This window comes from Gordonia sp. SMJS1 (assembly GCF_029866425.1).
GTDB lineage: Bacteria > Actinomycetota > Actinomycetes > Mycobacteriales > Mycobacteriaceae > Gordonia > Gordonia hongkongensis.
The window spans coordinates 2,695,063-2,719,678 of the sequence record NZ_CP123381.1; the positions used below are offsets into that span (position 1 = coordinate 2,695,063).

The following is a 24,616-nucleotide window of genomic DNA, read 5'->3' on the forward strand; positions in this document are numbered from 1 at the left end:
TTCTGCCAAATGTTCCGGAGCATCGACCGTGGCGAAACGCAACGGGGCGTTGGCCGACTGTCAGGTCACTTCTGGCGGAAGTGGGGCGCTGAACGCGGATGCCAAAGGAGACTCAGTACAGCGACTTCGATGACCAACAGCACGACGTCGAGCGTGCTGGTCACTGACCTGTCATAGGTTGCTACGGACGTGATCCCGGAGACGATGCCTACCGCGCCGATGGCGGTGGCCGCCACGCGTGCCCAGCGGAAACCGCGCAGGTTGGCGTACGCAAGCAGTAGCCAGAGTCCGGCAAGTGCGAGGCAGGACGCGACGATCAAACCGGTCGCGACGTTGGTCCCGGTCTCGCTCGCGACATCTAGTGCGTCAGAGCTCCGATACGTCGATCTGTCACCGAGGCGAACGGACTGCCGCAGACGTGCTTCTTTCCTGACTGCGTCGACCAACGAGAGCGCGCGGAACATGCCGATGAGCTGGATGCTCGCTCCGGTGATCATCAATCCGGTGGCTAGCCACACCGTGGACGGTGTGGACGCGGAGCGTGTTCGCAACACTCGTTGCGCACCATGCGTGTCAGTCGTCATGCGATGACAGTAGGGCGGTTCGACGGCAGCGAGAGATTCTGTTGCACAGCGCATTGGCCCATGCTGGTCGGAACCGTGTGGGCGTCTCGAAGCTACGACTGCAGCCGGTGGCCGAACGTCGCCGCAGTCCTCATCCGTTCCAGGTAAGTGCTCAGGCCAGCATGAGTCTCGTCGATACGTCGGCTATCGCGGCTTCGAACCGCTCGCGCCCGCCCGCGGTGTTCAAGCCGCGCATCGAACAGTGCGGAATCTTGCCTGCCGGCACGTAGATGCCGGCGCGCGTGATGGCTGCACGACGCCAACCATCGCGAGCGGAACCACCGAGAAGCAGGACGATCTCGAGATTCGGGAGCAGGTTCACCACTTCGTGGGTCCAACGTGCCCCGCGCGCCCGCTCCGTCGGGGTCGATCCACCGTTCTTCAAACCGGCAACCGGGAATGGCACCACATTCCAGTGGACGACATCGCCCCAGTCGACTCCGTGGCGCGCGTACGCCTCCCGGCAGTTCCGCGCGGTCCGGTCGTTGTTGTCCAGGCTTAAAAGGCCCGACCCGCTTGTCGATTCGGCCTTGGTGGACGGGTTGTCCAGCAGCACGAGCATGCGGGCGTTGATACCGCCGGTGTCGGGGTCGACGTAGGGCACCTCACCTCGACGTAGGCCTTCGGTGTCGGCTACCCGATCGGCGAGTTCGTTGAGTGGCGCTACGTGGGGTTCCCGAATCCGCGCCATCTTCGCCGCGACCACGCTGGGTTCCGCGTTACGTCCGTTCACCGGCCCCATCGTTTACCCCTACGAGGCGATCGCAGGAAAGACGATCACCGAACCGTCCTTCTCCTGGACCATGTCGATGGTGACCTCCGACTGCCGTCCGGCATTCTGCACCGTCTGCCCGAGATCGCGCAGTCGACGCGTTGTGTTCAGCAGTTTGTCCACCTCGCCGGAGGAGAACATGATGTCGCGGATGCCGTGAGACCGGTCGAGTTGCAGCGCTGACAGGCGGAGGAGAACGCCATCCAGGCGGCGATCGAGTGCCTCGATGTCGTGCTGCTCCTTGTGCAGCATCGCAGCGAAGCGTTCGAACGGGTTTCCTTCCGACAGCTGCGCGTGCTCGACAGCCTGGAGCACGATGACACGCCGCTTCATCGCGATGGCGAGCTGGGCGAGCTCGACGTGGACGTAGAACTCGCTGTCTGCGGCCTCAACACCTGGGATCGCCTTCGCGAGGTGGTTCAGTTCGACCTTGTCAGTGTCGAACGCTTGTAACGCTTTCTCCCACTTTTCGATTCGGGACCTGGCTTTCGTCACGGCGTTCTCGATCGCGAACACCGCGGAGTCCAGTCCCAGGGTCACCCCGATGCGCCCTTCGTCGAGAACGATCGAGGTCGCCTTCTGGATCGCGCCGCGGCATGCCTCCAACGCGTGCTGCTCGGACTCCAAATTGTCTGCAACAAGCTTCTCGAGTAGTTCGGTGATCCGTTCGAGGGTCTTTTGGCGCTGCTGGTCGGCGTATGCGCTGACACCCACAGCTACAGCCATCAAGACCAGCGGAGCGGCGACGGTCAGTGCACCGGCGCCGGCGGCGGCCACTCCGGCCGTCGTTGCCGAGCCTGTCGCGGCGCCGGCGGCAGCCGCCTTTCCCGCAGTCACAGGTACGAAGGACGCCTGCGCGGCGATCTTTGACCCGTTCGTGAGCGCGCTGTGCACTCCGCCCGCGACGCTCGACGACGCCATCGGCTTGACCATGCCGCCAGCTACCTGTGCCGCAACCTTGGTGGGTAGCACCATGCGGTAAAGCGTTTCGCCACCGTCCGTGACGACCTTGGGTGTCCGGCTGACAAGCTGCGACAATTGCTGAGCGAGCGGACTCACACCGTGCAGGTGGATACCCTGCGACCGGTCAAGCGAGTCCGGCGCTGTATGAGCCTCTAGCGTCGTCAAGGGCGTCTCGCTGAATTCAGCGAGCGCACGGCGAAGGCCCGCAAGCCTCTCAGGAGTCAGCGCCGTGTCGCTCAGGACAGCCGGGACGTCCGCCTCATCTGTGGCCAGCGTCCACACCGGTACCTGGACGAGCTCGTTGGACATCGGACCTCCATCTGCGTGGGAACGCACCGAATGTATCGGACAGGTCCGACACCGTCGCGGTTGGTCCGAACGGACTACAACGCCTCGCGTGCTGGATGGACACCCGTCACCAGGTCGCGGAAGCAGTAGGCCCGCAGACGAATCGAGTTCTGTGCCGAACCTGTGGTTCGAATCCACGGTTTACCTCCCGTCGGTTGGCCAACCGCTACAGTGACCGAGTTGTCCGGATGCGCCTTGCGCCCTGGGCCCGTCCGCTGGCCGAGGATCCGCCTGCCGGATGCACCAGTCGAGCTGTCGAATGCGGGGTTGCTGTGTCATCTGTAGGGCGAGGTTGGACGCTTGTCGACGTCGAGACGTCCGGATTGAGTTCGCGTCAGCACCGTGTACTCAGTTTGGCCGCGATCGCGTTGGACGCAAACGGACACGTTGTCGGCGAGTACTCGTCGTTGTTCAACCCCGGGTGCGATCCGGGTCCCGTTCACATCCATCGCCTTACGCGCGAGCGTCTCAACGGTTCGCCGACCTTTGACTCTGCAGTGGAGCACCTACGTGAACTGCTCGAAGGTCGGACGCTGGTTGCCCACAACCCGGTCTTCGACCACGGCTTCCTCGTCGAGGAGGCGCGACGAGCAGGGGTTACTCTCCCGATCACTCATCGTTTGTGCACCATCACCTTGACGCGGCGGCTCCAATTGGACGTCCCCAACGCCAAACTCTCGACACTTGCTCAACACTGGTCGGTCCCACAACGAGCCGCCCACGACGCCGGCGATGACGTGCGAACCTTGCTGGAGGTGTTTCGACGGAGTACCGGTCTTGCAAGCACTTTGGGATTGCCACTGCCCGTCGTCGCGTGCGGTGCTGCGACTCGCGCGTATCCAGACAAGGTCACCAGAGTGCCTTGCCCGTGGACAGACCCCGGCCGTTATGACTCGGCTGTGGGACTGATCCAGGGCACCAAAGTCGTGATCACAGGACCGACGCATGCGCCTCGCCTCGAGCTGGCTCGTCGTCTGGCCGATGCAGGATTGGACGTGATGAACGCGGTGAGCGGCAAGACGGGGTTGCTAGTCGCCAATCCCGGGGCACCGGACAGCCGCAAGTTGCAGCGCGCCCAAAAACTGGGAATCCCATTGGTTGATGAAGCGACTGCGCTCTCGTTGTCCGAGCGCGTCGTGCCCGGCACACTGAAATCGGTTTCGGTGATAGAGGTCATTCCTTCGCCGCCCCGGACTCGCGGGACACCCCCGCGACGGGCGTCGAGTTCACTGCCATGGTCCGGTCGACGGGTTCTCGTGCTGGGAGGACACCACAGCGACGCGACGGCGGTGCGGGCACGCCTTGTCCAGCTTGGTGCTGTGCCCGCCATCAACTTGACGGCTGCAGTCACGCACGTTCTTGTTATGACTGGGGGAGAAGCCGACGGTCGCTTCTCGAAAGCGCGGGATCGGGGTCTCCCGGTCCTTGAGGCCCATCATGTCTCGAGTGTCGCTGTTACCAGCGACCCAGCAATAGCTGAACCGCAGGGCGTCGATGACGGCTGCCCGGAAGCGAGTTCCGCGCCGACTTCGTTGTCCGCTGGCGCCGTCGTCGACATTCCGCAGGGGTTCGATGGATTCACAGTCAACGTCGCGTGGACGTCTACGCACGGCAACTCGTCCCGCGGCCCCGAAGTCGACGTCGTCGCATTCGAGTTGGCGGGTGACGGGAGAGTCCCGTCAGACGATGAGTTCGTCTTCTACAACCAACCGGCCAGTCCAGATGGTGTCGCACGACTGTCGATCGACGGTGACCGCGAGCAAGGCCTGAGCATCGACCTCGCCGCGGCTTCAGACGAGATCGAGAAGATCACGATCGGAGCCGCAATCGACGGTGACGCAACCTTCGGGGATGTCGGCGCTATTTCTGTAACGGTTGACGCGGCCGAATTCACCTTCGCAACAGCAGTTTTAGACGCCGCGACGACTGAACGGTCAATGATCATCGCGGAGATCTATCGACGTCACGGCCTCTGGCGCCTTCGCGCAGTCGGCCAGGGCTACGACGACGGCCTCGCCGAGTTCGCAGTTCGGCATGGGGTGGAGGTTGAGGAGTGACAGCAATGGAGAAGGGCGATCCCGGCGTGCGCACGAGTTACTGACTGCCGATAGAGCGACCACTTGTCAACGGCCAGTTTGATGTCCCCGCTGGTGGCCAGGTAAAAGTCCCCACCCTGTGCGGGATGTTCTAGGTCGGTGGCACCTCCGTTCGGTGTGTCATGCGGTAGGAGTCGCCGTCGGTGATGACGATGGTGGCGTGGTGCAGGAGCCGGTCGAGGATGCTGGCGGCGGTGGTGTGTTCGGGCAGGAATCGTCCCCATTGTTCGAAGGGCCAGTGGCTGGCGATCGCGAGAGATCGGCGTTCGTAGGCGCCGGCGACGAGCCGGAACAGCAGTTGGGTGCCGGTGTCGTCGAGCGGGGCGAATCCGATCTCGTCAAGGATGAGCAGATCTTGGCGCAGCAGGGTGTCGATGGTTCTGCCGACGGTGTTGTCGGCCAGCCCGCGATACAGGGTCTCCACGAGGTCGGCGGCGGTGAAGTACCGCACTTTGTGTCCGGCGTGCACTGCGGCGATCCCCAACCCGATCAGGGTGTGACTCTTACCCGTCCCGGCAGGGCCGATCAGGGCGACATTATGTTGCGCCCGAACCCATTCCAGTGAAGACAGGTATTCGAAGGTATTGGCCGGAATAGAGGATGCGGCCACGTCGAACGATTCCAAGGTTTTGGTGACCGGGAACCCGGCAGCTTTTAGTCGGTTGCGGATGTTGGAGGCATCACGAGCGGCGATCTCGGTTTCCACCAGGGTTCGCAGTACTTCTTCGGGTGTCCACCGCTGGGTTTTCGCGGTGAGCAGGACCTCGGGTGCGCTGCGGCGGATCGAGGCCAGTTTCAATCGGCGTAGCGCGTGATCGAGGTCGGCCGGTAGCGGCGGCACTGTCTGAGGTGCAACGGGTGTCGATGTTGTGGTGGTCATGACACCTCCTTGTCGCCGGCGCCCAGCTTGTAGGCATCCAGCGAGCGGGTGGGCGCGGTAGGCAGGTGACCCAACAGTGCTGTGCCGGCCGGTCGCGGGTTGGGGGTGCCGGCTCCGGCATCGAGGATCGAGCGCACATCGGCGGCCTTGAACCTCCGGAACGCCACCGCCCTGGTCAGAGCGGTGAGCACCTGTTCGCGGCCGTGGGAGGTGACGAGCCCGAGGATGTCATCGAGTTCACCGCCCAGGCGGGTGTTCCCGATGGCCGCGGCACCGACCAGGAACTGCTCAGCAACCTCACCGAGATCGCAGAACTGTTTCTCTACCGCAGTTTTGGGCCGTGGTGCACGACTGGGCGGGGTGCGTGGCCCCCCGTAGTGATCATCGTTGAGGACGACCTCACCAGGTGCGGCCAACAGATGATCGGCGACCACCTCACCGGAGGCAGGTTCGGCGATCAGGAGCCGCTCACCGTCCTGGATGAGGGTCACGGTGGTGCCGATGAGCCGGTTGGGTACCGAGTAGCGGGCCGAGGCGTACCGGATACACGAGAGGCGATCGACCTTACGGGTGACCGGCGGTGGACCGACCTGGGCCCGCAGAGACGGCAACGGGCTCAATGTGTCTCGTTCGATCGTGAGTTGGTCAGCAGGCACGCACAGTGTGTCGCTGTGACGGCGGGTGTTGACCTCGACACACCAGTCCCGCGCGGCCCGGTTCGCTGCGTGCACATCCAGCTGCACGTCGTCACGACCAGCAGCGATCTTGGCTTCGGTCCACAACGGCTGCGCCAGATCCGACTGCGCGTACCCGCAGAGGTTCTCCACGATCCCTTTCGATTCCGGATCGGCGCCGTGACAGAAGTCCGGGGAAAACCCGTAGTGGGTGGCAAACCGCACATACGTGGGGGTGGGTACGACGACGTTGGCGACGACTCCACCTTTGAGGCAACCCATCCGATCAGCGAGTACCTTGTTGGGCACTCCACCGATCTCTTCCAACGCCTCGGCGATGAATCCGAGTGTGGTGGTGGATGTTTCGTTGGTGGCGAACCGAACGAACCGCCACCGCGAGAACGCCAACACCGCGCAGAACATGTGCAGCCCGCCGATTACGGCCCAATCGATGACCAGGTAGTCACCCGGAGCCCACACCGCCGGGCGGCGGCCACGATGATGATCACGGCGCCACTGTGTTTTCTCCTGGGCGACGAGACGACGGAAGTTGCGGGCCGAGCCCTCATAGCCCGCGGCACGTGCTACCGGCAGCAGTCGCTTGGCGGTGATCCGGCCGTGTGACCGCTCGACTCGCTCAGCGACCAACTCGGCGACCGCATCGTAGTTGCGGGCCCGTTCCTTGCGGTCGGGTGGTTGATCGTCGGCCTCGAACCGGTCGACCACACGCTTGACGGTCTTGTGGGTGGTGCCGCACACCTCGGCTGCGGCGCGATAGCTTCCGAGTTCTCGGTAAGCAGAAATGATGTCCATACGGTCCTTCGCAGACTTCAATGGAACTCCCAGGCGGTGATGGTGATCGGTTGGCACCTTCACCGTCATCGCCTGGGCCCTCAGTTCCGGGTCGACACGACGAACACAGGGTGGGGACTTTTATCTGGCCACCAGCGGGGACCTCGACCTGGCCACCAATGGGGACTTTCTCATGGCCATGGACACCACTCGCCCCCAGGCTCTGAACACCAGTGCCGCTAGGGCGGAATCTGGTTCATCGTTGCTCTTAGGAAGTCTGTCGCGACTTCGCATACGGCCTGTGTAGGGGGCGGTTCCAGATCAAACCTGCTAACCGTAGTTACTACTACCGCGCTACCCGACTGAATGTAGACCGAGCAAGCTCCGGCACCGATCGAACTCACAAGGACTCGTCGCCCGTTCAGGGAGGTATCTGGGAACCAGGTCTTGCCTGCCAGATTCAGCGCCTTGTGCCCCGTCAACCCTTCGGAGGGACGAATGATGTCCCCCACGAACTGTGCAACGAAGGACATGTCGTCGTCGCTGTACTTCCATCGGCATCCTCTAGCCGTCTGGAAGTCGGATCCGGCCATGTCAGCTGCGGAATCTACAACTAGACCGAACTGACGCAGCGTTTCATTCGAAACCTGAGTACAGGGCTCGTAGGGTGACCCGTCATTATTGATGCTCCAGCGATTGGGAAACTCCGTTTCGAAGGGCAAAGCTTTACCAGCGTCATCGGTCTGCCTGACCGCGGGAGTCGAAGTCGACTGCACCTGAGACGAAGTCGATTCCGATTGAGGTAGCCCAGGGGTCGTACACCCCGCTAGGCAAGCGCCGAGCGCGAAGGCGATCGGCAAGATACGAACACTCCGGTTCATGCATTTACGCCTTCAGATCGGCAGCGCTTTGCGCATCGATTTCGTCGATTCTCTGACCTGCGACTTGGCACTGCTCGCGGAGAGCCCGAGCGAGCGTAGCTTGTCGCTTGCACTGATCAGCGAGTGCTGCGACTGCGGATACCAGCAACCCGTAGAACCGTTCTCCTTCGACGCAATCACCGAAGTAGTTTGATTCAGCCACGCCGACCAGCAGGCTGTGAGCGGCTGCCACCGCCTCCTGCGTGTCCCGAGCTACCGCGGCGCGACGCTCCCAGTCAGCACGCTCTGATCGCAGTACAGTTCCTCGACCGTGCGGGCTGACCGGCATTTCCGGGACGGCCCGGGGCAGCAGAGAGTCGTCGGCGAATGGCGTGCTCATGGGTCCCCCTCCCGGTGACGGACCCGTCCTGGGGCCGACTCGTCGAACAGACTAGTACGACGCGGGGTCATTGTGATGGGGGCTGCCGAGTTGTGGACGAAAACCCGCGACATGCCCGTGGTGACAGATTCTGGGTCAGCCCACTTCGCAGGGCCTTAAGCAGAAACGAGATCGCAAATCATTCGCGGAGAACAGTCGGACGGTACTCAACCTGGCCTCACCGCGAATACGGGTTCAACCGACCTGTGGACACCACCGCGGGAACCCCAGCTTCATGATCTAGCATCAACCGGCACACGGTGATGACTGCGGGGGAGTCCGGTGATGACGACATATGTCGATGAGGTGCGGGCGTATTTGTCCGGTTTCGGTGACCCACCTCGGCTTTATGACGCACTACGTGACGCGAACCTCACCGTCCCTCTCGACCTCAACGGCCGCCTGTTCACGCTGGTGGAGGCCGGTATCCCGTGGATGCTGGCGTTCACGTCGCCCGAACGCCTGCGTGAGTTCGCCGAACTCACCGACCGCGACTTGGACGAGGTGCGCTACCTCGACGTTCCCGGTCATGCGCTGATCGACCGCGTCCTCGACCAAGCGCCCGAACCCACCGGCCTCGTCGTCGATCCCGCGACGCCGTCGACGATGACGTTCCCGCCATCCCGCGAGCTGACACCGCACTGCTACTACGACGACGAGGGCAGGGTAGTCCGATGACTGAAAACCTGCACGTTGAGCCCTCGGCCCTCGACAAGGCCAGCGCCGGGATCAACGGCGTGATCGACGGACTCGCCGACACCGGCGTCGGATCGGACTACAGCGCGGCGCTCGGTCGCGGATACGGGGACCTCGACCTCGACGGCGGAACTATCGGACATGCCGACCCGAAGAGCGGACTCGAGGAGTACTGCGACCGCTGGGAGTGGGGTGTTCGAGCCTTGGTGACCGGGGCCGCTGAGTTGTCGAGAGGACTCGGGCTCGGTGCCAGCCATTACGAGCGTGAAGAGAAATGGGCGGGCGACCAGCTCAAGAACTATGCGATGGACGTGTTCGGCGACCCGAGCCTCACCCCAGACGAGATCAAAGGAATGTCGTGGGACGATCTGTGGGAGCACAACAAGAACGCCATCACCGATCCGCAGTGGGCCCTGACGCCGGAAGAGATACGGAAACACCAGGAGCTCGGTGAACAACTCCGAGGGACGGTGGTCGAGGACCTCGAGACCATCGCACGCCACCAGGTCGATCCGTCATCGCTCGTAACCGACACGATCGACGGCTTCGAGCGTGACGGGTTCACCGCCGACTCACCGAGCACCGCCGAGAGCGAACCAGCCGGCACGCCGGAGACGAAGTAAGTGGGGCTGTTCGACGCCCTCGAAGGCGGCAAGGAGGTCGTCGGCGGACTCATCGACGGCGCCACGGAGCTCCTCGGCGGCGGTTTGCGCGCCGTCGGCCTTGACAGCATCGCCACAAACGTCGAAGACTTCGGTGACGACGTCGCCAACTCGCTGGGCGCCATGCCCGACGAGAAGAATCTCGACGAGACCAAAGACCCCAGGGAGTTGATCCTTGGTGATCCGTCCGGAATCACCTCTCTCGCTGAGAAGTTCACGGGTTTCGCCGGGAACTTCGTCACCGCCGGCGAGGGCTTGCGCGCCATTTCGGTGGACGACTGGTCGGGCGACGGCGGACAAGAGTTTGCCGATGCGATCGGCCGCCAGGTTCCACCATGGTTCGCCGCCGGCGACGCCGCGGCTAAAGCCGCTGCCGCACTCACAGGTTGGGCCGGCGTCGTTACCTTTGCGCAGCAGAAAGCCGCCGAGGCCGTGCGCATCTGGGAAGAGGGCGAGCGCAAACGGGACGAATGGGTCACCAAGGCCAACATCTACAACGACGAACTCGACGACTACAAGAACGATCGACGCGACACCCCGCCCACCCATCCCGGACCCGATCCCTGGCCCGGATACAAGGCCGAGGCGGAGCGAGTCCTCAAAGTCGGCCGCGACCACCGCAACTCGTCGGCCCCGGGCGTCAAGGCCGAACTGAGCGGCGCCGCGAACATGGCACCGCCGATGCCGTCCGCGTTCGATCAGGCGCGCATGACCGCTACCGATGTCGGGACCGCCGCCGTCACCGGCTTCAACCACTTCGAGGCAGGTCTCATCGGGTCGGTCACCGAGGTGGTGAGGGGGCTGAACACGATGCTCCCGCAGAACCCGTACAACGTTGCCAATCCCCACAACTACATGCGCAACTCGGCGACCATGGTCACCGGGATCGTGCACCAGGTCGCCCATCCCGACGAGTTCGTCCGGAACTTCGCCGGATCCGGATGGTCGACCGATCCGTCCCAGGCACTCGGCAACGTCATCGGCAACACGGCCATGATGATTGCCCCGGGTCCAAAGGGCGGCGGTATGTTGACCGGCTTCATGAAGGCTGGTCGCAACATCCCGTCGACGCCACCAACTCCACACATCAACCCGACACCACGTCACCCAGGCGCCCCGCCCGCGTCACTACACCCGACGCCCGCGCCACACGGATCGTCGCCAGACACGCCTGGCGCCAGCCCCAGTGCCGACCTGCCTGGACGACAAGGTCCCGACCTCGCTGTCGACCACAACGCGCCTCCGGTCCCCAGAGCTGACGGTCCCGCGCCGGACGCTCCGGCCCACGAACCACCTGCGCCCGCCGACCAACCGAATCCGGCTCCCACGCCCGACGCCGGCACACCTTCGCCCGGCACCGTCGACACTCCGTCCAGCGGGGGTGCACCTGAACCGCCCGCGCCACGCCCCGACGCCGGGTCGCCGGACCAGCCCGTCGCTAGCGGACCTGTCGGCAGCCCCGGCCCGCACACACCCGGTCCCGGGACCCCCGCGCCCACTCCGAATCCCGAGCCCACTCCCTCGCCCGTTTCCGACGGGCCGGGATCGCCGACGCCGGGACCCGCGGACAATCCCTCTGGACCACGAAACCTGGGTGACGACGACCCGCCCGGGCCGAACCGCGGCGACACCACAACTCCCGCAGCCGCACCCGGTGGCGACCGGTCACCCGGCCAGTCCACTCCCGGACTCAACGCCGTCGACCGCGATGGCGCACCGAACCCGACACACCATGAACCGTCGGCGCCCAAGCCCGACGAGCCTGTCGTCGACCGGACCCCGACCCGGCACGACGAGCCGATCGGCGGGCACCCACCCAAAGCCGACGAACCAGCAAGTCCCACAACACCTCACACGCGCCCCGACTCAGACGCGCCTGGTCCACGCCCCACGCCGGCCTCGATCCATCCCGACGCGCCGACAACACGACCCGACGTCGTCGACACCCCGACGCGCGCGCCTGACCACACCGACACGCCCGCAACCGGACCCTTAGCACCGGTCGCCGGGCACCCTCCGGTGTCGACGCCACATGCCACACCCGATCCCGTGCAATCGAAACCCGCTCCGACGTCGGCTGGTCCCGTCGCCCCGGCGCGTGCGGATGCTCCTGCGACGCCTCCGCGCGCACCCGATCACACCCCGGACCGCACGCCGCCTGCGCGCACCACACCGGAGTCGACTACACCGCGCGACCTGGACCGCGGCCGTCCGGTTCCGTCGAACACCCATCACGTGCCCGAACCCACCGTGCGGAACACGCCGGACACAACACCTAACCCGCCGCGCACTGGACCCGACGACCGTCCGATCCCGCCGACGGTGGTTCCCGACCGCCCGTTCACACCGGAACGCCCGTCGCCGGCCAGCCCACGTCCGGCGAGTCCCGATGCACCGTCATCGCCGCGCGACCCCGCCCCAGGTAATCGACCTGACGGCGACAACCCAGACGTCGATAACTCCGCCCCGGACAACGACACCGGCGAACCGATCGACCCCGCCCACCCCGAACGCACCGACGCGGGCTCGACGGATCGCGCCGACACCAGCGAGGGCAATGAGGCGCCTGAGCAGTGTCGGAGCAACGGCGAGCCGGTCAACGTCGCAACAGGCGAGTACTTCCTTCCGCTGACCGATGTCGACCTCCCGGGCGTCCTACCGCTGCGGCTCACCCACCGACATCGCTCGCGATACCGCTGGGGACGGTGGCTCGGGCCGACCACGCCGTCGACGTTCGACGCCCGCGCCATCGTCGGCGACGACCTGGTGACCATCGTCGACGCCGACGGCACGATGACGAATTTCCCGAAGCCGCAAGATGACTCCGTGTCGCGAAGCGTGAACGACACCGACTGGGAACTGCGAGCAACAGCGACGGACGGGTACCAGCTGACCCATGTCCGCACGCTCGTCAGCTGGTTCTTCATCCCGATCCCAGAACTGGACGGCGTCGACGTCACGGCCGGGAGCATCGCAGCCTCCGCGATGACCGACCGTCATCACAACCGCATCCGCTTCGTGTTCGACGAGCACGGAAGACCCTCTGCGGTAGAGCATTCCGCCGGTTACCGCATAGAGGTGCAGTGCGACAGCGCTCGGATCCTCGGCTACCGCTTGGTTGCCGGGGTGAACGGCGTTCCGGCCAACCAGCAACTGTGCACATTCACCTATCACCGCGGCCATCTAGCCGCGTCGACCAACGCCGTCGGTGCGACAACGCGTTTCGGCTACGACGACGCCGGGCGGATGACCTGGTGGCGCGACTCGATCGGGATGGAGTACTGGAACCGGTACGACGACCTCGGCCGTGTGACCATTCAATCCGGCATGAACGGAGTGTGGTCCGGGCGGTTCGACTACCAGCTCCGGACGGCGGGCCCCGGGTCGATAACGACCTACACCGACGCCGTCGGCGCGACGACGCTGTACGGCATCGATGCAGACAATCGGGTGCGGCAGGAAATCGACGCGCTGGGTCGGATCACCCGGACCGACTACAACGACAGTCGGCAACCGATGGTGCTCACCGGTGCAGATGGACTCTCGACACGGCTGCACTACAACGCTTTCGGTGATGTCGAGCGAATCGTCGGACCCGACGGTGCAGCGACGGAAGTGAGTTACGCGGGTCTAGGACGGCCGGACCGAATCGTCGAACCGGGTCCGGTCACCACGCGAATCGCTTACACCGACAATGGAAGTCCGCTGACGGTGACCGACAACGCCGGCGCGGTCACGTCGTACACCTACGACGAACACGGCGCACTGACGTCGCTCACGGACCCCGACGGCGTGATGGTTCGCTACCGCAACAACGCGGCCGGACTCCCCACCGAGATCGTCGACATGCTCGGCAACACGACGCGGATCAGATTTGATGCGTTCGGGCGGCCGGTCGAGGTCGTCGACGCCGAGGGCGCCAGAATCACCGTCGGGTACGACGCGATGGGGAATCGGACCAGTCTCGTCGCTCCCGATGGTGGACAGTCGCGGTGGGAGTACGACGGCGAGGGCAATTGCGCCGCCTACGTCGATCCCGTCGGCGCGACCACGCGTTGGGAGTACGGCCACTACGACCTGCCGGTCGCGCGGATCGACGCGGACGGGTCGCGAACCGCGTTCACCTACGACACCGCCCGCCGACTCGTCGCGGTCACCAACCCGGACGGTCTGGTGTGGAGTTACTCGTACAACGCGGACGGGTCGTTGCAGTCCGAGGTCGACTTCAACAACGCGACAACGACCTACGCGTACGACGCGGGCGGACGGCTCGCTACGCGGACGAACGCGGCCGGGCAGACTGTAGCGTTCGAGTACGACGCGGCCGGTCGTGTTGTCGCCGAACGTAGTTCCGACCCGCTCAACCCCGTCTTCGACGGGGAGGTCACCGAGTACAGCTACGACCTCGCCGGGCGGCCGGAGAGTGTCGTCGGCGCGTTCGGACGGTGGCACTCGACGTATACGGCGGCGGGCATGCCTTTACTGACCGGCGTGAACGACGGAACCGGCGACTGGGTGATCGAGTCTGGTTGGACGGGCGCGGGCCGTTCGGCATCGGTGACGACGCCGACCGCAGTGCACACGCGCTACGGGTATGACCCGCGCGGGGTGCTCGACTTCATTTCGACGGCGGGTCGTACCTGTGACATCACCACCGACGCGTCCGGTCGCGAGCAGCGTCGACGCTTCGAAGGCACGGCCATCGATTCGTCGTGGGATCCGGTCGGTCGGCTGGTGGGACGGTCGGTTGCGGCGGTCTCGGCGAACCCGGCGACGCTGAACCTCGGTTCGAGCGGGCCGTCCGGCGGGGTACCGGAACGCACCGTCGCACGAGCCGAGTACACCTACCGCGCCGACGGCATCCTCACCGCTTCGACGACGACGCTCGCCAATCGCGGCCGGACCGACTACCAGGTCGATGTACTTGGACGGATCACTGCGGCGGTCGGTGTGTCCAACTCGGAGCAACTGACCTACGACGCGACCGGCAACATCACCGAATACGGGATCAGCGACTCGCGTCCCGGGACCACGCCGACCGAGGTGCAAGACGTTGGCCAGTCGCCGCCACCCGGCATGCGAGGCGTCAGCCAGCCCCCACTGCCTGATGCGCGAGGCGGTAGCCAGCCCCCGTTCCCTGAGGTGCGAGTCGCTAGCCAGCCCCCGTTCCCTGAGGTGCGAGGCGCTAGCCGAGCCTCGAAGGGTCCCCGCTGGCGATACTCCGGCACCCTGCTCGTTGACGACGGCCGGACGTCGTACCGGTACGACCCCGCGGGCCGCCTCACCACGATGAGTCGCAGGCGATTGTCGCGCAAACCCGATGTGTGGCATTACGTCTGGGACGCTCACGATCGGCTACGCAGCGTGGCCACTCCCGACGGGACGACCTGGACGTACACGTACGACCACCTCGGGCGACGCCTCAGCAAGACCAACACGGCAACCGGGGCAGTCACTCGGTTCCACTGGCACGGCGAGCAGCTGGTTGAACAGACAGAGTCAGTGCCGGATGCATCGGACGCCGGAACCAACGCGGGCCTCACGGCGACTACCTGGACGTTCGCGCCCTACGCGTACACACCTCTGGCGCAGACGCGCAGTACAGAAACGATAATGGCGTCGGACAGTCCTGAAGAAAGGAATAGCGCACCCGACGCGGACGTGAGCCTCAACCTCGGCTCACCTGGGGTCGCGCCGTCGAGGCCCGTCAAGTGGACCCAGACCGAAGTCGATCGAGAGTTCTTCGCGATCGTCACTGATCAGATCGCGACACCGACAGCGCTCGTCGACCCGCACACTGGCGAAGTCGCCGGGCACTCAGCGAGAACTCTCTACGGCGAGAGCACGTGGGTGGGCTCGTCGACGCCGTGGGCGTTTCCCGGTCAGTACGCGGACTCCGAGAGCGGGCTGTACTACAACCGTTACCGGTACTACCAGCCTGGGACCGGACGGTATCTGAACCCGGACCCGCTGGGACTAACGCCTGCTCCCAATCCGCATACCTATCCCGCCAACCCGACCGCGACTATCGACCCACTCGGCCTCACCCCGTGCTCTGGCGATGAGACGGTCAAGAGATACGGTCCTCACGTAGATGGGCCCCTGGAAAAGTGGTTGGCCGAAACATTCCGAGGTGGCAGCTATACAGAAAGAGTGTCGACGAGTCCGATGACGTTATATAGGACGTACACAGAAGGCGGACGTCCTCTTGGTCAGTTCTGGACTCGGACTGAACCGAGCGGCCCTTTGCAGGCTCGTATCGATAGCGCACTGAACCCGGAGTGGATGAATCAAGCCACAGCTGTGACCAGGATTGAAGTTCCGGCTGGCACGAAGTACTTCGAGGGAGCTGTCGCGCCTCAGGAAATCTATGCAGGAGGCGTGCTTCTCGGCGGTGGAAATCAGATAGTCTTCACGCCGGGCATGATGATTCCCAATTCTTGGATTCGTTAGAGCGATCTCATGGTCAGAGAGGTGCAGTCATGGGCAAGAATCAATGTCAGCTAGCAATTGACGCACTGACGCAGTTCTTCAACACGTACTCGACGTCAACGCCGATCTACATGGAACTGCCAGACGTCCCAAGAGGAAGGGCGCTCGACTCGTACATTGAACTTGTTTCAGTCGACACGCTCCCTGAGAACCGTATCCACGCGGATCTCGGGTATGGCTGGGGGTTCACGGTCATGCCCACCGAGACGACCCTGGACAGCGATCTGTTCACCCTCACCATTGAGGGAGAGGAACTGGACTTCGAGACGACGAGCGTCCTCCGACGGTATCACCAAGGGTGGGTGCGCTTTTTTGTCATTCCCAATACCGACTTCTCAAACAAAGCGAAGGCGACCAATGGTGCGGATCTGAAAGAAGTCGCTCGTAGAATTAAAGCGCCGAATTGACCATACTCGTGAACTAAAATCAACGAGTCACGCCATTGACCCCAAGTTTGGACTCCGTTGAGGTTCCTAGATTGAGGGCAATCACTGCAGTGGCTACTCTTGCAATAGGCCTGATCGGAATCACCAGCGGATCCGAAGGTTCGATCCGCCCCGAGAAGTCGTCTTTAGAGATGCCCGTCGACGTGGCCTGGAGAATGGTCAACCAGAACCTCAGCGAACTTGTGCCTGAATGGCAGTCGCACTTCCTTTTCCCGAGCAGCCGATGACGCATCCGGAAAAGCTTCGCGGATGTAGCACCGGCGAGAACTCGCTCGCCGACGGGCCGCCGTGGAGTGTTCGGTCGGAGACTAACGTCGACTACAACGAACCGACGACGCGCTCACAGGTGGACCGCGGCTTCTCCGTACGTGAGTCGCGCGGGTACGAGCCTGTTGAGATTGCGCAAAAGGACTCGGCGGACGAACGAAAGGTTACGAACGACGAGGTTCTCCGTCGTCCTCACTCGTTCAATTGTTTCGTATGGTCCCCCGTGGACAGTAACCTCCCTGTCGCCTTGCATCACGTTTCCCGGCGACGAGCAGTACTCGCAGTCAGGCTGACGTCTAGGTACCTGGAACCGGCGACGTTTAGATTCGCTGTCTGTTCTCCTGCGACAGGACCGACGTCGTATAGCGAGGGCGACCATCCGTCACGGATGAACCCCACGCTTGTTGAGCCAGGCCTGGGGGTTGATCTTGGTGCCGTTGGCATCCCAGACCTCGTAGTGCAGGTGGGGGCCGGTGGACTGGCCGCGGTTGCCGACGGTCGCGATCTTCTGGCCGGCGCGCACGTGCTGGCCGGGGTGGACGAAGCTCTCGTTGACGTGTCCGAAGACGCCGACGGTGCCGTCGTCCTGCTTGACGCGGACCCACTGGCCGAAGCCGGATGCCGGGCCGGACTCGAGGACGACGCCGTCGGTCACGGCGTAGATGGGCGTTCCGATCTTGTTGGCGATGTCGACTCCGTTGTGGTGGGTGCCCCAGCGCGGGCCGTAGCCCGAGGCCACGGTGCCGCTGACCGGCTTCACTGCCTTCTTGATACCGGGGAGGTCGGAGCTGCCCGGGCCGAATACCGACGGCGGCAGGACGTCGCGAGCGAAGTCGTCGAGCTCAGGCGGCAGGACCACGCCAGCCGGCAGCTTCACGTTCTCGGGGAGCGCGATCTTCGGCGCAGACGGGGGAGCGGGCTGCGCCGCTGCCTGCGCGGCGGTGCCGGCACTCAGGCCGACCGCACCGACGAACGCGGCGAACGCGCCCGTTCGCAGGGCCGTGCGGGCGGTGGAGTGCGACGTGGCACGATGGCGTCCGGGACGCCGGGTGCGCGACGTCGAGTCGAGCAGGGCGCGAGTGGCGGGGCGCGTCGAAGAGACGGCGTTCAGTCGGTGAAGAGGCAAAGCGTTGTCCATCTCAGATTGGGTAACAGTTCGGTATCGGCAAGGACACGGCGAAGTTACCTTTTCTGACATAAGCAGACACTGAGAGTCAGCCCAGGACTCCCAGGACTTACGCAAAGCCCCAGGTGAGACCCCAAACGAGATCCCGGTCACACACGGCGTCGAAACCGCGTGGCACCGTGTAATCCATGCCCGAGCCCGAACACACGCCCGACGGCCGCCATATCGTCGTCAACGGCCGGAAGTGGCGGGCGACGGACCCGCTGATTCCGGACGAGCGGCGGTCCGAACTGCAGTCGATCCTCATGGCGTGGCGTCGGGACGTGAAGCGGACGAAAGGCGCACCCGAGTCACGTCGGGGCGTCCAGGCGGCGAAGGTCGCCCTGGGAGAGCGCGGCACCCCATGGTGGGAGCAGACCGAGGACGAACGCCGCGAACGGTGGGAGACCGACGTCGCCCGACCCGACGACTGACCAGCCCTACCGCGGCAGCAGCGACTCCGCGGCATAGCGGCCGGCGCGCTCGAAGCTCTCGCTCACCTCGAAGCCCGGATCGATCTGCCAGTACCGCATGCTCGACACATAGATCGCGGCCACCATCTGAGCGAGGAACTCCGGCGGGTGATCGGTCCGCACATCCTGCTGTTCGACACCGCGCTCGATGAGCCGCAGCACCTCCGAGGTGAACACGTGGCTGCGTTCACCGAGCGTCCCCGACATCGACGAAATCCGTTCGATCTCGCTCGTCACCGTCCGCATGTAGTCCGGGTCGGCGACCGACGAACGCGCGAAGTCGACGAACACACCCACCACGCGCTCGTACGTACTCAGCGGCTTCTCGAGCATCGCGTCGACGACGTTCGAGAACGTCCCCATCAGCTGGGCGTACAGATCGGTGAGCAGGTCGTCCTTGCTCGGGAAGTAGTTGAAGAACGTCGCCCGCGACACCTCGGCACGCTCGGCGATCGACTCGACCGTCGCGGCGCTCCCCTCGGAGGCGAGCAGTTCGCGCGCAGCGATCAGCAGGCGTTCGCGCGTCTGCTGCTTGTTGCGTTCCCGCCGACCCATGGCCGGAGCTTCGGTCAAAGTGGTGCCTTCCGTACGGGCGGGGCGACCCCGACCGACCAATTCTTGCATTCCGCCCCCAAAGTTTGGATGGGCGTCTAACTTTTTGCTCTGAGTCCAGTGTGAGGTCGTCGCTCCATGAGACGACGTCACGCGAGTCGACCGCGGGGGGATCTTCCGGCGCCGGACCGACGACTTGTGCTGCCATGCGCACCAGTCGTTACCTAAGCCGAGACTCATTGCAGGACAGAATATTTCGAATCCGACCGACGACCGCGACCTGCGGGTTACAGTCGCCACCGAGTCAGCAAATCCGACATTTCGTCCGTCTCCGCAGCGGGGCGGCGACTTGTCGAATCACGATCGAAGGGGATCGCATGAAATCACCCAGTGCACTCAGGCGTGTGCTTCGGACCGCGACGGTGATCGGCTGTTCCGGGGTGCTCGCGCTCGGAGCGCTGACGGCCTGCGCCGACGACAGCTCGGAGAGCTCCACCGCCGGCGAGACCAGCCAGCTCCCCAGCAACCCGGCCACCGGCGACCCGGTCAAGGTCGGCCTGATCGTGCCCGAGGGCGGTGCCGTGACCACGCCGATGGTGCGCGAGGGCAGCGAAGCCGCCGTCGAATACCTGAACAACAACGGCGGCGGCATCGGCGGTCACCAGATCGAACTGGTGGTGTGCAAGCAGCAGGAAGAACCCGCCTCGGCCACCAAGTGCGCGAATCAGATGGTGGAGCAGCAGGTTTCGGTTGTGGTCTCGCCGCTGGGCGCGCAGGGTGCGGTCATGCTGCCGATCATCGCCGGCGCCAAGATCCCGTTCGTCGCACAGGCTCCGGTGTCCCAGGCCGAGATGGCGACCCCCGGCTCGTTCATGCTGTCCGGCGGAATCGTCGCCGTCCTCGCGGGACAGGCCGCGACCGCCGCCAAGGACGGACTCAAGAAGGTCACCCTGATCATCGGCGACTCCGGTGATGCGGCTGCGTCGGTGAAAGCGCTGGGCGATCCCATGTTCCAGCGTGCCGGGGTGGCTCTCAACGTCGTCACCGTGCCGGTCGGCGCCGCCGACCTGACACCGCAGATCACCGCCGGTCTCGCCGACAACCCGGATGCGGTCAGCATCCTCGGCGACACCCGCCAGTGCATCTCGGTCCTCAAGACGCTGCAGACCGTCGCCCCCGACGCCTCGAAGTACCTCATCGCCAGCTGCCTCGACAAGCCCGTCCTCGACGCCGTCGGCAACGACGCGGTCTCCGGCGCCAAGGCGTTCACCACGGTCAACCTCAGTTCCGACGACCCGAGCGTCACCCAATACCGCAGCGTCATGGCGCAATACGCGCCCGACACCGATCCGGCCGGTCTCGCCTACATCGGCTATCAGGTCATGACTGCGCTCGGCGAGCTGAACGGTCTCGAGGGCACTGTCGACGCCCAAGCGTTCACCACCGCGCTGTCACAGGCCAAGAACGTCCCGCTCCCGGCCGCACCCGGCATCACCTTCACCTGCGACGGCAAGGCGTTCCCGCCGCTGACGTCGTTGTGCAGCAAGGCGATCCTGGTCAGTGACGTGACCGCCGACGCCAAGCTCGAGAACACCGTCGTCACCAACAATTAGTTCCGCTCCAGATCGGGGGTCGCGTCCGCGCGGCCCCCGATCCCCGCACTTCCCAGTGGGAGTTCCATGACCGACCATCTCGCCTTCCTGGTCCTCGGCCTCGGCAACGGAGCCGTCTTCGCCGCACTCGGCCTCGCGCTGGTGATGACGTTCAAGAGTTCCGGCGTCGTCAACTTCGCCACCGGCGCGGTAGCGCTGTACGCCGCCTACACCTACGCCTTTCTGCGCCAAGGAGAACTCCTCAACCCCATCCCCGGCTTCCCGGCGACCACCTCACTAGGCTCCGACCTCGGAGTCGCTGCAGCGCTACTCATCTCCGTGGTCGTCGCCGCGATCCTCGGCGTCATCCTGTACCTACTGGTGTTCCGCCCGATGCGGGCCGCCCCGGCGCTGGCCAAGGCGGTCGCTGCGATCGGTCTGATGCTCGTCATTCAGGCACTCATCGCGCTGCGGGTCGGCGAGAACGCGCCCAGCGTCGGACCCATCTTCAAGGTCGACACGTTCACGATCGGATCCAGCGCAGTTCCGACGGACCGTCTGATGTTGGCCGTGGTCATCGTCGGACTCGCGATCTGTGCGGGACTCGTGCTGCGCTACACCCGCTTCGGCGTGGCGACCGAGGCGGCCGCGGAATCCGAGAAGGGCGCGCTCGTCACCGGCCTCTCACCGGACCGGATCGCGGTCGCCAACTGGGCGTTGTCGTCGGCCACCGCCGGACTCGGCGGCGTGCTCATCGCACCGATCGTTCCACTCAATCCCGTGGCCTACACGATGTTCATCGTGCCGGCCCTCGCGGCGGCGCTGGTCGGCAACTTCACCGCGATCTCGATCACGGTCGGTGCCGGCCTCGTCATCGGCATGCTGCAGTCCGAGGCCACAAAACTCCAGACCACCTGGGACTGGATGCCCGACGCCGGTGTCGCCGAGGCGGTCCCGCTGATCCTCATCATCGGTTTCCTCCTCATCCGCGGGCGTCCATTGCCGGGCCGCGGCGCGGTCACCCGCAACGACCTCGGCCGGTCACCGCGTCCGAACCATCTGGTGATTCCCGGGGTCCTCGGTGTCGCCGTCGCGGTCCTCGCCCTCGTCACCACCTCTGGCAGTCTCCGCCTCGCCGTCATCGCCACGATGATCTACGCCATCATCGCGCTGTCCCAGGTCGTCGTCACCGGGTACGCGGGCCAGGTGTCGCTGGCGCAACTGACGCTCGCCGGCGTCGGCGCCTACGCGCTCAGCCGACTCACCGACGACCTCAACATCCCGTTCCCGCTCGCTCCGCTGCTCGCGGCCTGCGCGGCGATGGTCATCGGCGTGATCGTCGGCCTGCCCGCTCTTCGGGTGCGCGGGTTACCGCTCATGGTCGCGACGCTCGCTCTCGCCGTGTTCTGCGAGGCGTTCTGGTTCCGCAACCCGTCGCTCAACGGCGGATTGCAGGGTGCGCGTGTCGAATCCCCGTCGATCTTCGGCATCGATCTGGGAATTGGTGCGGGTGAGGGATATCCGCGGACCGCCTTCGGCATCCTGTGCCTCGTGGTGCTGACCCTGGTGGCGTACGCGGTGGCACTTCTCCGTCGCCGCGGGCTCGGCGCGTCGATGCTGGCCGTGAGCGCCAACGAACGGTCCGCAGCCGCGGCCGGGATCAACGTCGGCGCAACCAAACTCATCGCCTTCGCGATCGCGTCGTTCCTCGCCGGACTGGGCGGATCGCTGCTGGCGTACCAGCAGACCCTCGCGACCGCCGGTAGTTACGCCGTCTTCGCTGGCATCGGGCTGTTCGCGGTCTTCTACATCGCCGGCGTCACCTCGATCTCCGGAGCCGTCCTCGCCGGCATCATCGCGCCTGGTGGGCTGATGTACTTCGCTGCGGACAAGTACGCGTCGTTCGGCGACTACTACATGCTGGTCAGCGGAATACTGCTGGTGCTCACCGTCGTCACCAGTCCCGACGGCGTGATCGGGTACCTGCACAAGATCCCGATGCCGGCTCGACGTCGTGCACCACAACCGGCCTACGACGACGCTCCGGCAGCACCGACTCCACCGGTCACACCGCCCAGCGGCAAGGTCCTGCTCTCGGCTCGCGACGTCACGGTGCGCTACGGGGCGGTGACCGCCGTCGATGGCGTCAGCTTCGACCTCCGTTCCGGCGAGATCGTCGGCCTGATCGGACCCAACGGCGCCGGCAAGACGACTCTGATCGACGCCATCAGCGGATTCGCGACCGCGTCCGGAACGGTGGCTCTCGGCGGCACGACCCTCAACGGCCTTGCACCACATCGACGCAGCCGCGAAGGGCTCGGCCGAACTTTCCAGGACATCGAGCTCTACGGTGAGCTGTCGGTCGCCGAGAACCTGGCGATCGCCGCGCGCCGTGCGCCGGGGGATACCGCAGAGAACGTCCGCAACGTCCTGCGGATGCTGGAGATCAGCCACCTCAGTGATGTTGTGGCCGCTGATCTCTCGCAAGGTCAGCGTCAGCTCGTCGCGGTGGCTCGCGTACTCGCCGGCCAGCCGGAGGTGGCGCTGCTCGACGAGCCGGCCGCCGGACTCGACAGCACCGAGAGTCGATGGCTGGGCGACAGGTTGCGGGCCGCACGGGCACACGGGATTTCCATGGTCCTCGTCGACCACGACATGGATCTCGTACTGAGCCTGTGCGACCGGGTCATCGTCCTCGACCTCGGAGCCGTCATCGCCGAAGGCACCCCGGACGAGATTCGACGCTCACCGGCAGTCGTCAACGCTTATCTCGGCACGCCGTCGTCGGCGGTCGCGGGGACCGCGGAGTCCGACGATCCTTCGCCACCCAATGCAACTGTCTCCGAGACACATTCGACGACCAAGGAGATGACGCCGTGACGGTCCTCGAATGCCGCGGTCTCGACGCCGGGTACTCGCGCGGCAAAGCCTGCGTCCACGGCCTCGACCTGTCCGTCGAAGCAGGGGAGATCGTCGCTCTGCTCGGACCGAACGGGGCCGGAAAGACGACGCTGCTCACCACCCTTGCCGGTCTGCTTCCGCGACTCGACGGCGAGGTCAGCGTCGGCGGTCACGCAGTTCGGGCGGGGGATGCGCGCGCGGCCGTGCGTGCCGGACTCGTCCTGGTTCCGGACGACCGGTCGCTGTTCAAGCAGCTGACGACCCGACAGAACCTCCAGCTGGCCATTCGCCGACGCGGGGCGGCTCGGAACAACGCCGTCGACCGGGTGCTCGATCACTTCCCGGCTCTCCGTGCGCGGCTCAAGGTCGCCGCGGGCGAGCTGTCCGGGGGAGAGCAGCAGATGCTGGCGATCGGACGCGCGCTGTTGCAGCAGCCGAAAGTACTGCTGATCGACGAACTGAGCATGGGACTCGCGCCCATCGTCGTCGAGTCGATCCTGCCCGTCCTTCGGGAGGTCGCCGACAAGGATCGCACCGCGGTCGTTCTCGTGGAACAGCACGTCCGGTTGGCGCTCGGTATCGCCGATCGGGCGGTAGTGCTGGTCCACGGCGACATCGCTTTGACGGACTACGCAGCGTCGCTGGCCGGTGACATCGGGCGGATCGAAGAGGCGTATCTCGGGAGTGCTGCTCACTAGCCTCAGGGAGCTGCCGTCCCCTGCTCCCGCCCCCCTCTGCTCCCTGAGGTGTGAGGAGCGATAGCGACGAACCACGAAGGGCATCGCGAGGCGCCTCACCAGCCCTTCGAGGCTCGTCGCTCGCGCTCCTCGCACCTCAGGGGGCAAGGGGTGGACACCTCAGGGAGCGATGGGGGTCGCTCTTGCGGCTCGGGGAGCAATGGCGAGCGCGACGCCCACCATTGA

18 protein-coding genes are annotated in these 24,616 nt (G+C 65.1%); 9 read left to right on the top strand and 9 right to left on the bottom strand.

Annotated elements, in window-relative coordinates:
• Window positions 1-65: 65 nt before the first annotated feature.
• From QAD21_RS12265 to QAD21_RS12275, 3 genes are all read right to left on the bottom strand, one after another.
• Window positions 66-497, bottom strand: coding sequence for a hypothetical protein (locus QAD21_RS12265; protein ID WP_247449225.1), 432 nt, complete (start codon window positions 495-497; stop codon window positions 66-68).
• A 238-nt stretch (window positions 498-735) separates the two neighbouring features.
• A complete protein-coding gene (locus QAD21_RS12270) occupies window positions 736-1,365 on the bottom strand; it encodes a uracil-DNA glycosylase (protein WP_280359565.1) in 630 nt (209 codons plus the stop codon).
• A 9-nt stretch (window positions 1,366-1,374) separates the two neighbouring features.
• Complete coding sequence (locus tag QAD21_RS12275) at window positions 1,375-2,667, bottom strand: hypothetical protein (protein WP_280359567.1); 1,293 nt, start codon at window positions 2,665-2,667, stop codon at window positions 1,375-1,377.
• Window positions 2,668-2,978: 311 nt separating this feature from the next.
• On the opposite strand from QAD21_RS12275, the gene QAD21_RS12280 reads away from it, so the two are divergent.
• On the top strand, window positions 2,979-4,763 hold the full coding sequence (locus tag QAD21_RS12280; RefSeq protein ID WP_280361697.1) for a TerD family protein: 1,785 nt from the start codon (window positions 2,979-2,981) through the stop codon (window positions 4,761-4,763).
• A 130-nt stretch (window positions 4,764-4,893) separates the two neighbouring features.
• Here QAD21_RS12280 and istB read toward each other — a convergent pair whose 3' ends face one another.
• From istB to QAD21_RS12300, 4 genes are all read right to left on the bottom strand, one after another.
• Window positions 4,894-5,682: an IS21-like element helper ATPase IstB gene (istB, locus tag QAD21_RS12285; RefSeq protein WP_062394395.1), complete on the bottom strand. Its 789-nt coding sequence runs from the start codon at window positions 5,680-5,682 to the stop codon at window positions 4,894-4,896.
• Window positions 5,679-7,190, bottom strand: a complete 1,512-nt coding sequence (gene istA / locus QAD21_RS12290) for an IS21 family transposase (RefSeq protein ID WP_119699221.1) — start codon at window positions 7,188-7,190, stop codon at window positions 5,679-5,681. Before istA ends, istB begins: the two co-directional genes overlap by 4 nt.
• A gap of 197 nt (window positions 7,191-7,387) precedes the next feature.
• Entirely contained in the window at window positions 7,388-8,029 is a 642-nt protein-coding gene (locus QAD21_RS12295; RefSeq protein ID WP_280359579.1) for a DUF3558 family protein, read from the bottom strand.
• Window positions 8,030-8,033: 4 nt separating this feature from the next.
• Entirely contained in the window at window positions 8,034-8,408 is a 375-nt protein-coding gene (locus tag QAD21_RS12300) for a hypothetical protein (protein WP_280359581.1), read from the bottom strand.
• Between the two features lie 324 nt (window positions 8,409-8,732).
• Between QAD21_RS12300 and QAD21_RS12305 the strand changes: the two genes are divergently transcribed.
• The 4 genes from QAD21_RS12305 to QAD21_RS12320 are packed head-to-tail and all read left to right on the top strand — an operon-like array spanning window position 8,733 to window position 16,704.
• Window positions 8,733-9,125: an SseB family protein gene (locus tag QAD21_RS12305; protein ID WP_269555198.1), complete on the top strand. Its 393-nt coding sequence runs from the start codon at window positions 8,733-8,735 to the stop codon at window positions 9,123-9,125.
• On the top strand, window positions 9,122-9,766 hold the full coding sequence (locus tag QAD21_RS12310; RefSeq protein ID WP_280359585.1) for a hypothetical protein: 645 nt from the start codon (window positions 9,122-9,124) through the stop codon (window positions 9,764-9,766). Before QAD21_RS12305 ends, QAD21_RS12310 begins: the two co-directional genes overlap by 4 nt.
• Window positions 9,767-16,258, top strand: coding sequence for a putative T7SS-secreted protein (locus QAD21_RS12315; protein ID WP_280359587.1), 6,492 nt, complete (start codon window positions 9,767-9,769; stop codon window positions 16,256-16,258).
• 29 nt (window positions 16,259-16,287) lie between these two features.
• Entirely contained in the window at window positions 16,288-16,704 is a 417-nt protein-coding gene (locus QAD21_RS12320; RefSeq protein ID WP_280359589.1) for a hypothetical protein, read from the top strand.
• A gap of 688 nt (window positions 16,705-17,392) precedes the next feature.
• Here QAD21_RS12320 and QAD21_RS12325 read toward each other — a convergent pair.
• Complete coding sequence (locus QAD21_RS12325; RefSeq protein WP_226513343.1) at window positions 17,393-18,148, bottom strand: M23 family metallopeptidase; 756 nt, start codon at window positions 18,146-18,148, stop codon at window positions 17,393-17,395.
• Between the two features lie 176 nt (window positions 18,149-18,324).
• Here QAD21_RS12325 and QAD21_RS12330 point away from each other — a divergent pair, with 176 nt between their 5' ends.
• The gene (locus QAD21_RS12330; protein ID WP_226513344.1) at window positions 18,325-18,609 is read left to right on the top strand and encodes a hypothetical protein; all 285 of its coding nucleotides are present in this window, start codon (window positions 18,325-18,327) and stop codon (window positions 18,607-18,609) included.
• A 6-nt stretch (window positions 18,610-18,615) separates the two neighbouring features.
• Here QAD21_RS12330 and QAD21_RS12335 read toward each other — a convergent pair whose 3' ends face one another.
• Complete coding sequence (locus QAD21_RS12335) at window positions 18,616-19,221, bottom strand: TetR/AcrR family transcriptional regulator (RefSeq protein WP_226513345.1); 606 nt, start codon at window positions 19,219-19,221, stop codon at window positions 18,616-18,618.
• Between the two features lie 356 nt (window positions 19,222-19,577).
• On the opposite strand from QAD21_RS12335, the gene QAD21_RS12340 reads away from it, so the two are divergent.
• The 3 genes from QAD21_RS12340 (at window position 19,578) to QAD21_RS12350 (ending at window position 24,391) form a co-directional block, all read left to right on the top strand.
• Window positions 19,578-20,813: an ABC transporter substrate-binding protein gene (locus tag QAD21_RS12340; protein ID WP_280359594.1), complete on the top strand. Its 1,236-nt coding sequence runs from the start codon at window positions 19,578-19,580 to the stop codon at window positions 20,811-20,813.
• 66 nt (window positions 20,814-20,879) lie between these two features.
• Window positions 20,880-23,672 (top strand): branched-chain amino acid ABC transporter permease/ATP-binding protein, encoded by a 2,793-nt coding sequence (locus QAD21_RS12345; protein ID WP_280359596.1) that lies wholly within the window; start codon window positions 20,880-20,882, stop codon window positions 23,670-23,672.
• Window positions 23,669-24,391 carry an ATP-binding cassette domain-containing protein gene (locus QAD21_RS12350; protein ID WP_280359598.1) on the top strand — a complete coding sequence of 241 codons (723 nt, stop codon included), beginning with the start codon at window positions 23,669-23,671 and terminating at the stop codon, window positions 24,389-24,391. Before QAD21_RS12345 ends, QAD21_RS12350 begins: the two co-directional genes overlap by 4 nt.
• Window positions 24,392-24,616: the final 225 nt, after the last annotated feature.

Bases quoted from the DNA above. Each gene is read 5' to 3' on its own strand.
- QAD21_RS12265 (WP_247449225.1), bottom strand. From the start codon at position 497: ATGATCACCGGAGCGAGCATCCAGCTCATCGGCATGTTCCGCGCGCTC.
- QAD21_RS12270 (WP_280359565.1), bottom strand. From the start codon at position 1,365: ATGGGGCCGGTGAACGGACGTAACGCGGAACCCAGCGTGGTCGCGGCG.
- QAD21_RS12275 (WP_280359567.1), bottom strand. From the start codon at position 2,667: ATGTCCAACGAGCTCGTCCAGGTACCGGTGTGGACGCTGGCCACAGAT.
- istB (WP_062394395.1), bottom strand. From the start codon at position 5,682: ATGACCACCACAACATCGACACCCGTTGCACCTCAGACAGTGCCGCCG.
- QAD21_RS12295 (WP_280359579.1), bottom strand. From the start codon at position 8,029: ATGAACCGGAGTGTTCGTATCTTGCCGATCGCCTTCGCGCTCGGCGCT.
- QAD21_RS12300 (WP_280359581.1), bottom strand. From the start codon at position 8,408: ATGAGCACGCCATTCGCCGACGACTCTCTGCTGCCCCGGGCCGTCCCG.
- QAD21_RS12305 (WP_269555198.1), top strand. From the start codon at position 8,733: ATGACGACATATGTCGATGAGGTGCGGGCGTATTTGTCCGGTTTCGGT.
- QAD21_RS12310 (WP_280359585.1), top strand. From the start codon at position 9,122: ATGACTGAAAACCTGCACGTTGAGCCCTCGGCCCTCGACAAGGCCAGC.
- QAD21_RS12320 (WP_280359589.1), top strand. From the start codon at position 16,288: ATGGGCAAGAATCAATGTCAGCTAGCAATTGACGCACTGACGCAGTTC.
- QAD21_RS12325 (WP_226513343.1), bottom strand. From the start codon at position 18,148: ATGGACAACGCTTTGCCTCTTCACCGACTGAACGCCGTCTCTTCGACG.
- QAD21_RS12330 (WP_226513344.1), top strand. From the start codon at position 18,325: ATGCCCGAGCCCGAACACACGCCCGACGGCCGCCATATCGTCGTCAAC.
- QAD21_RS12340 (WP_280359594.1), top strand. From the start codon at position 19,578: ATGAAATCACCCAGTGCACTCAGGCGTGTGCTTCGGACCGCGACGGTG.
- QAD21_RS12345 (WP_280359596.1), top strand. From the start codon at position 20,880: ATGACCGACCATCTCGCCTTCCTGGTCCTCGGCCTCGGCAACGGAGCC.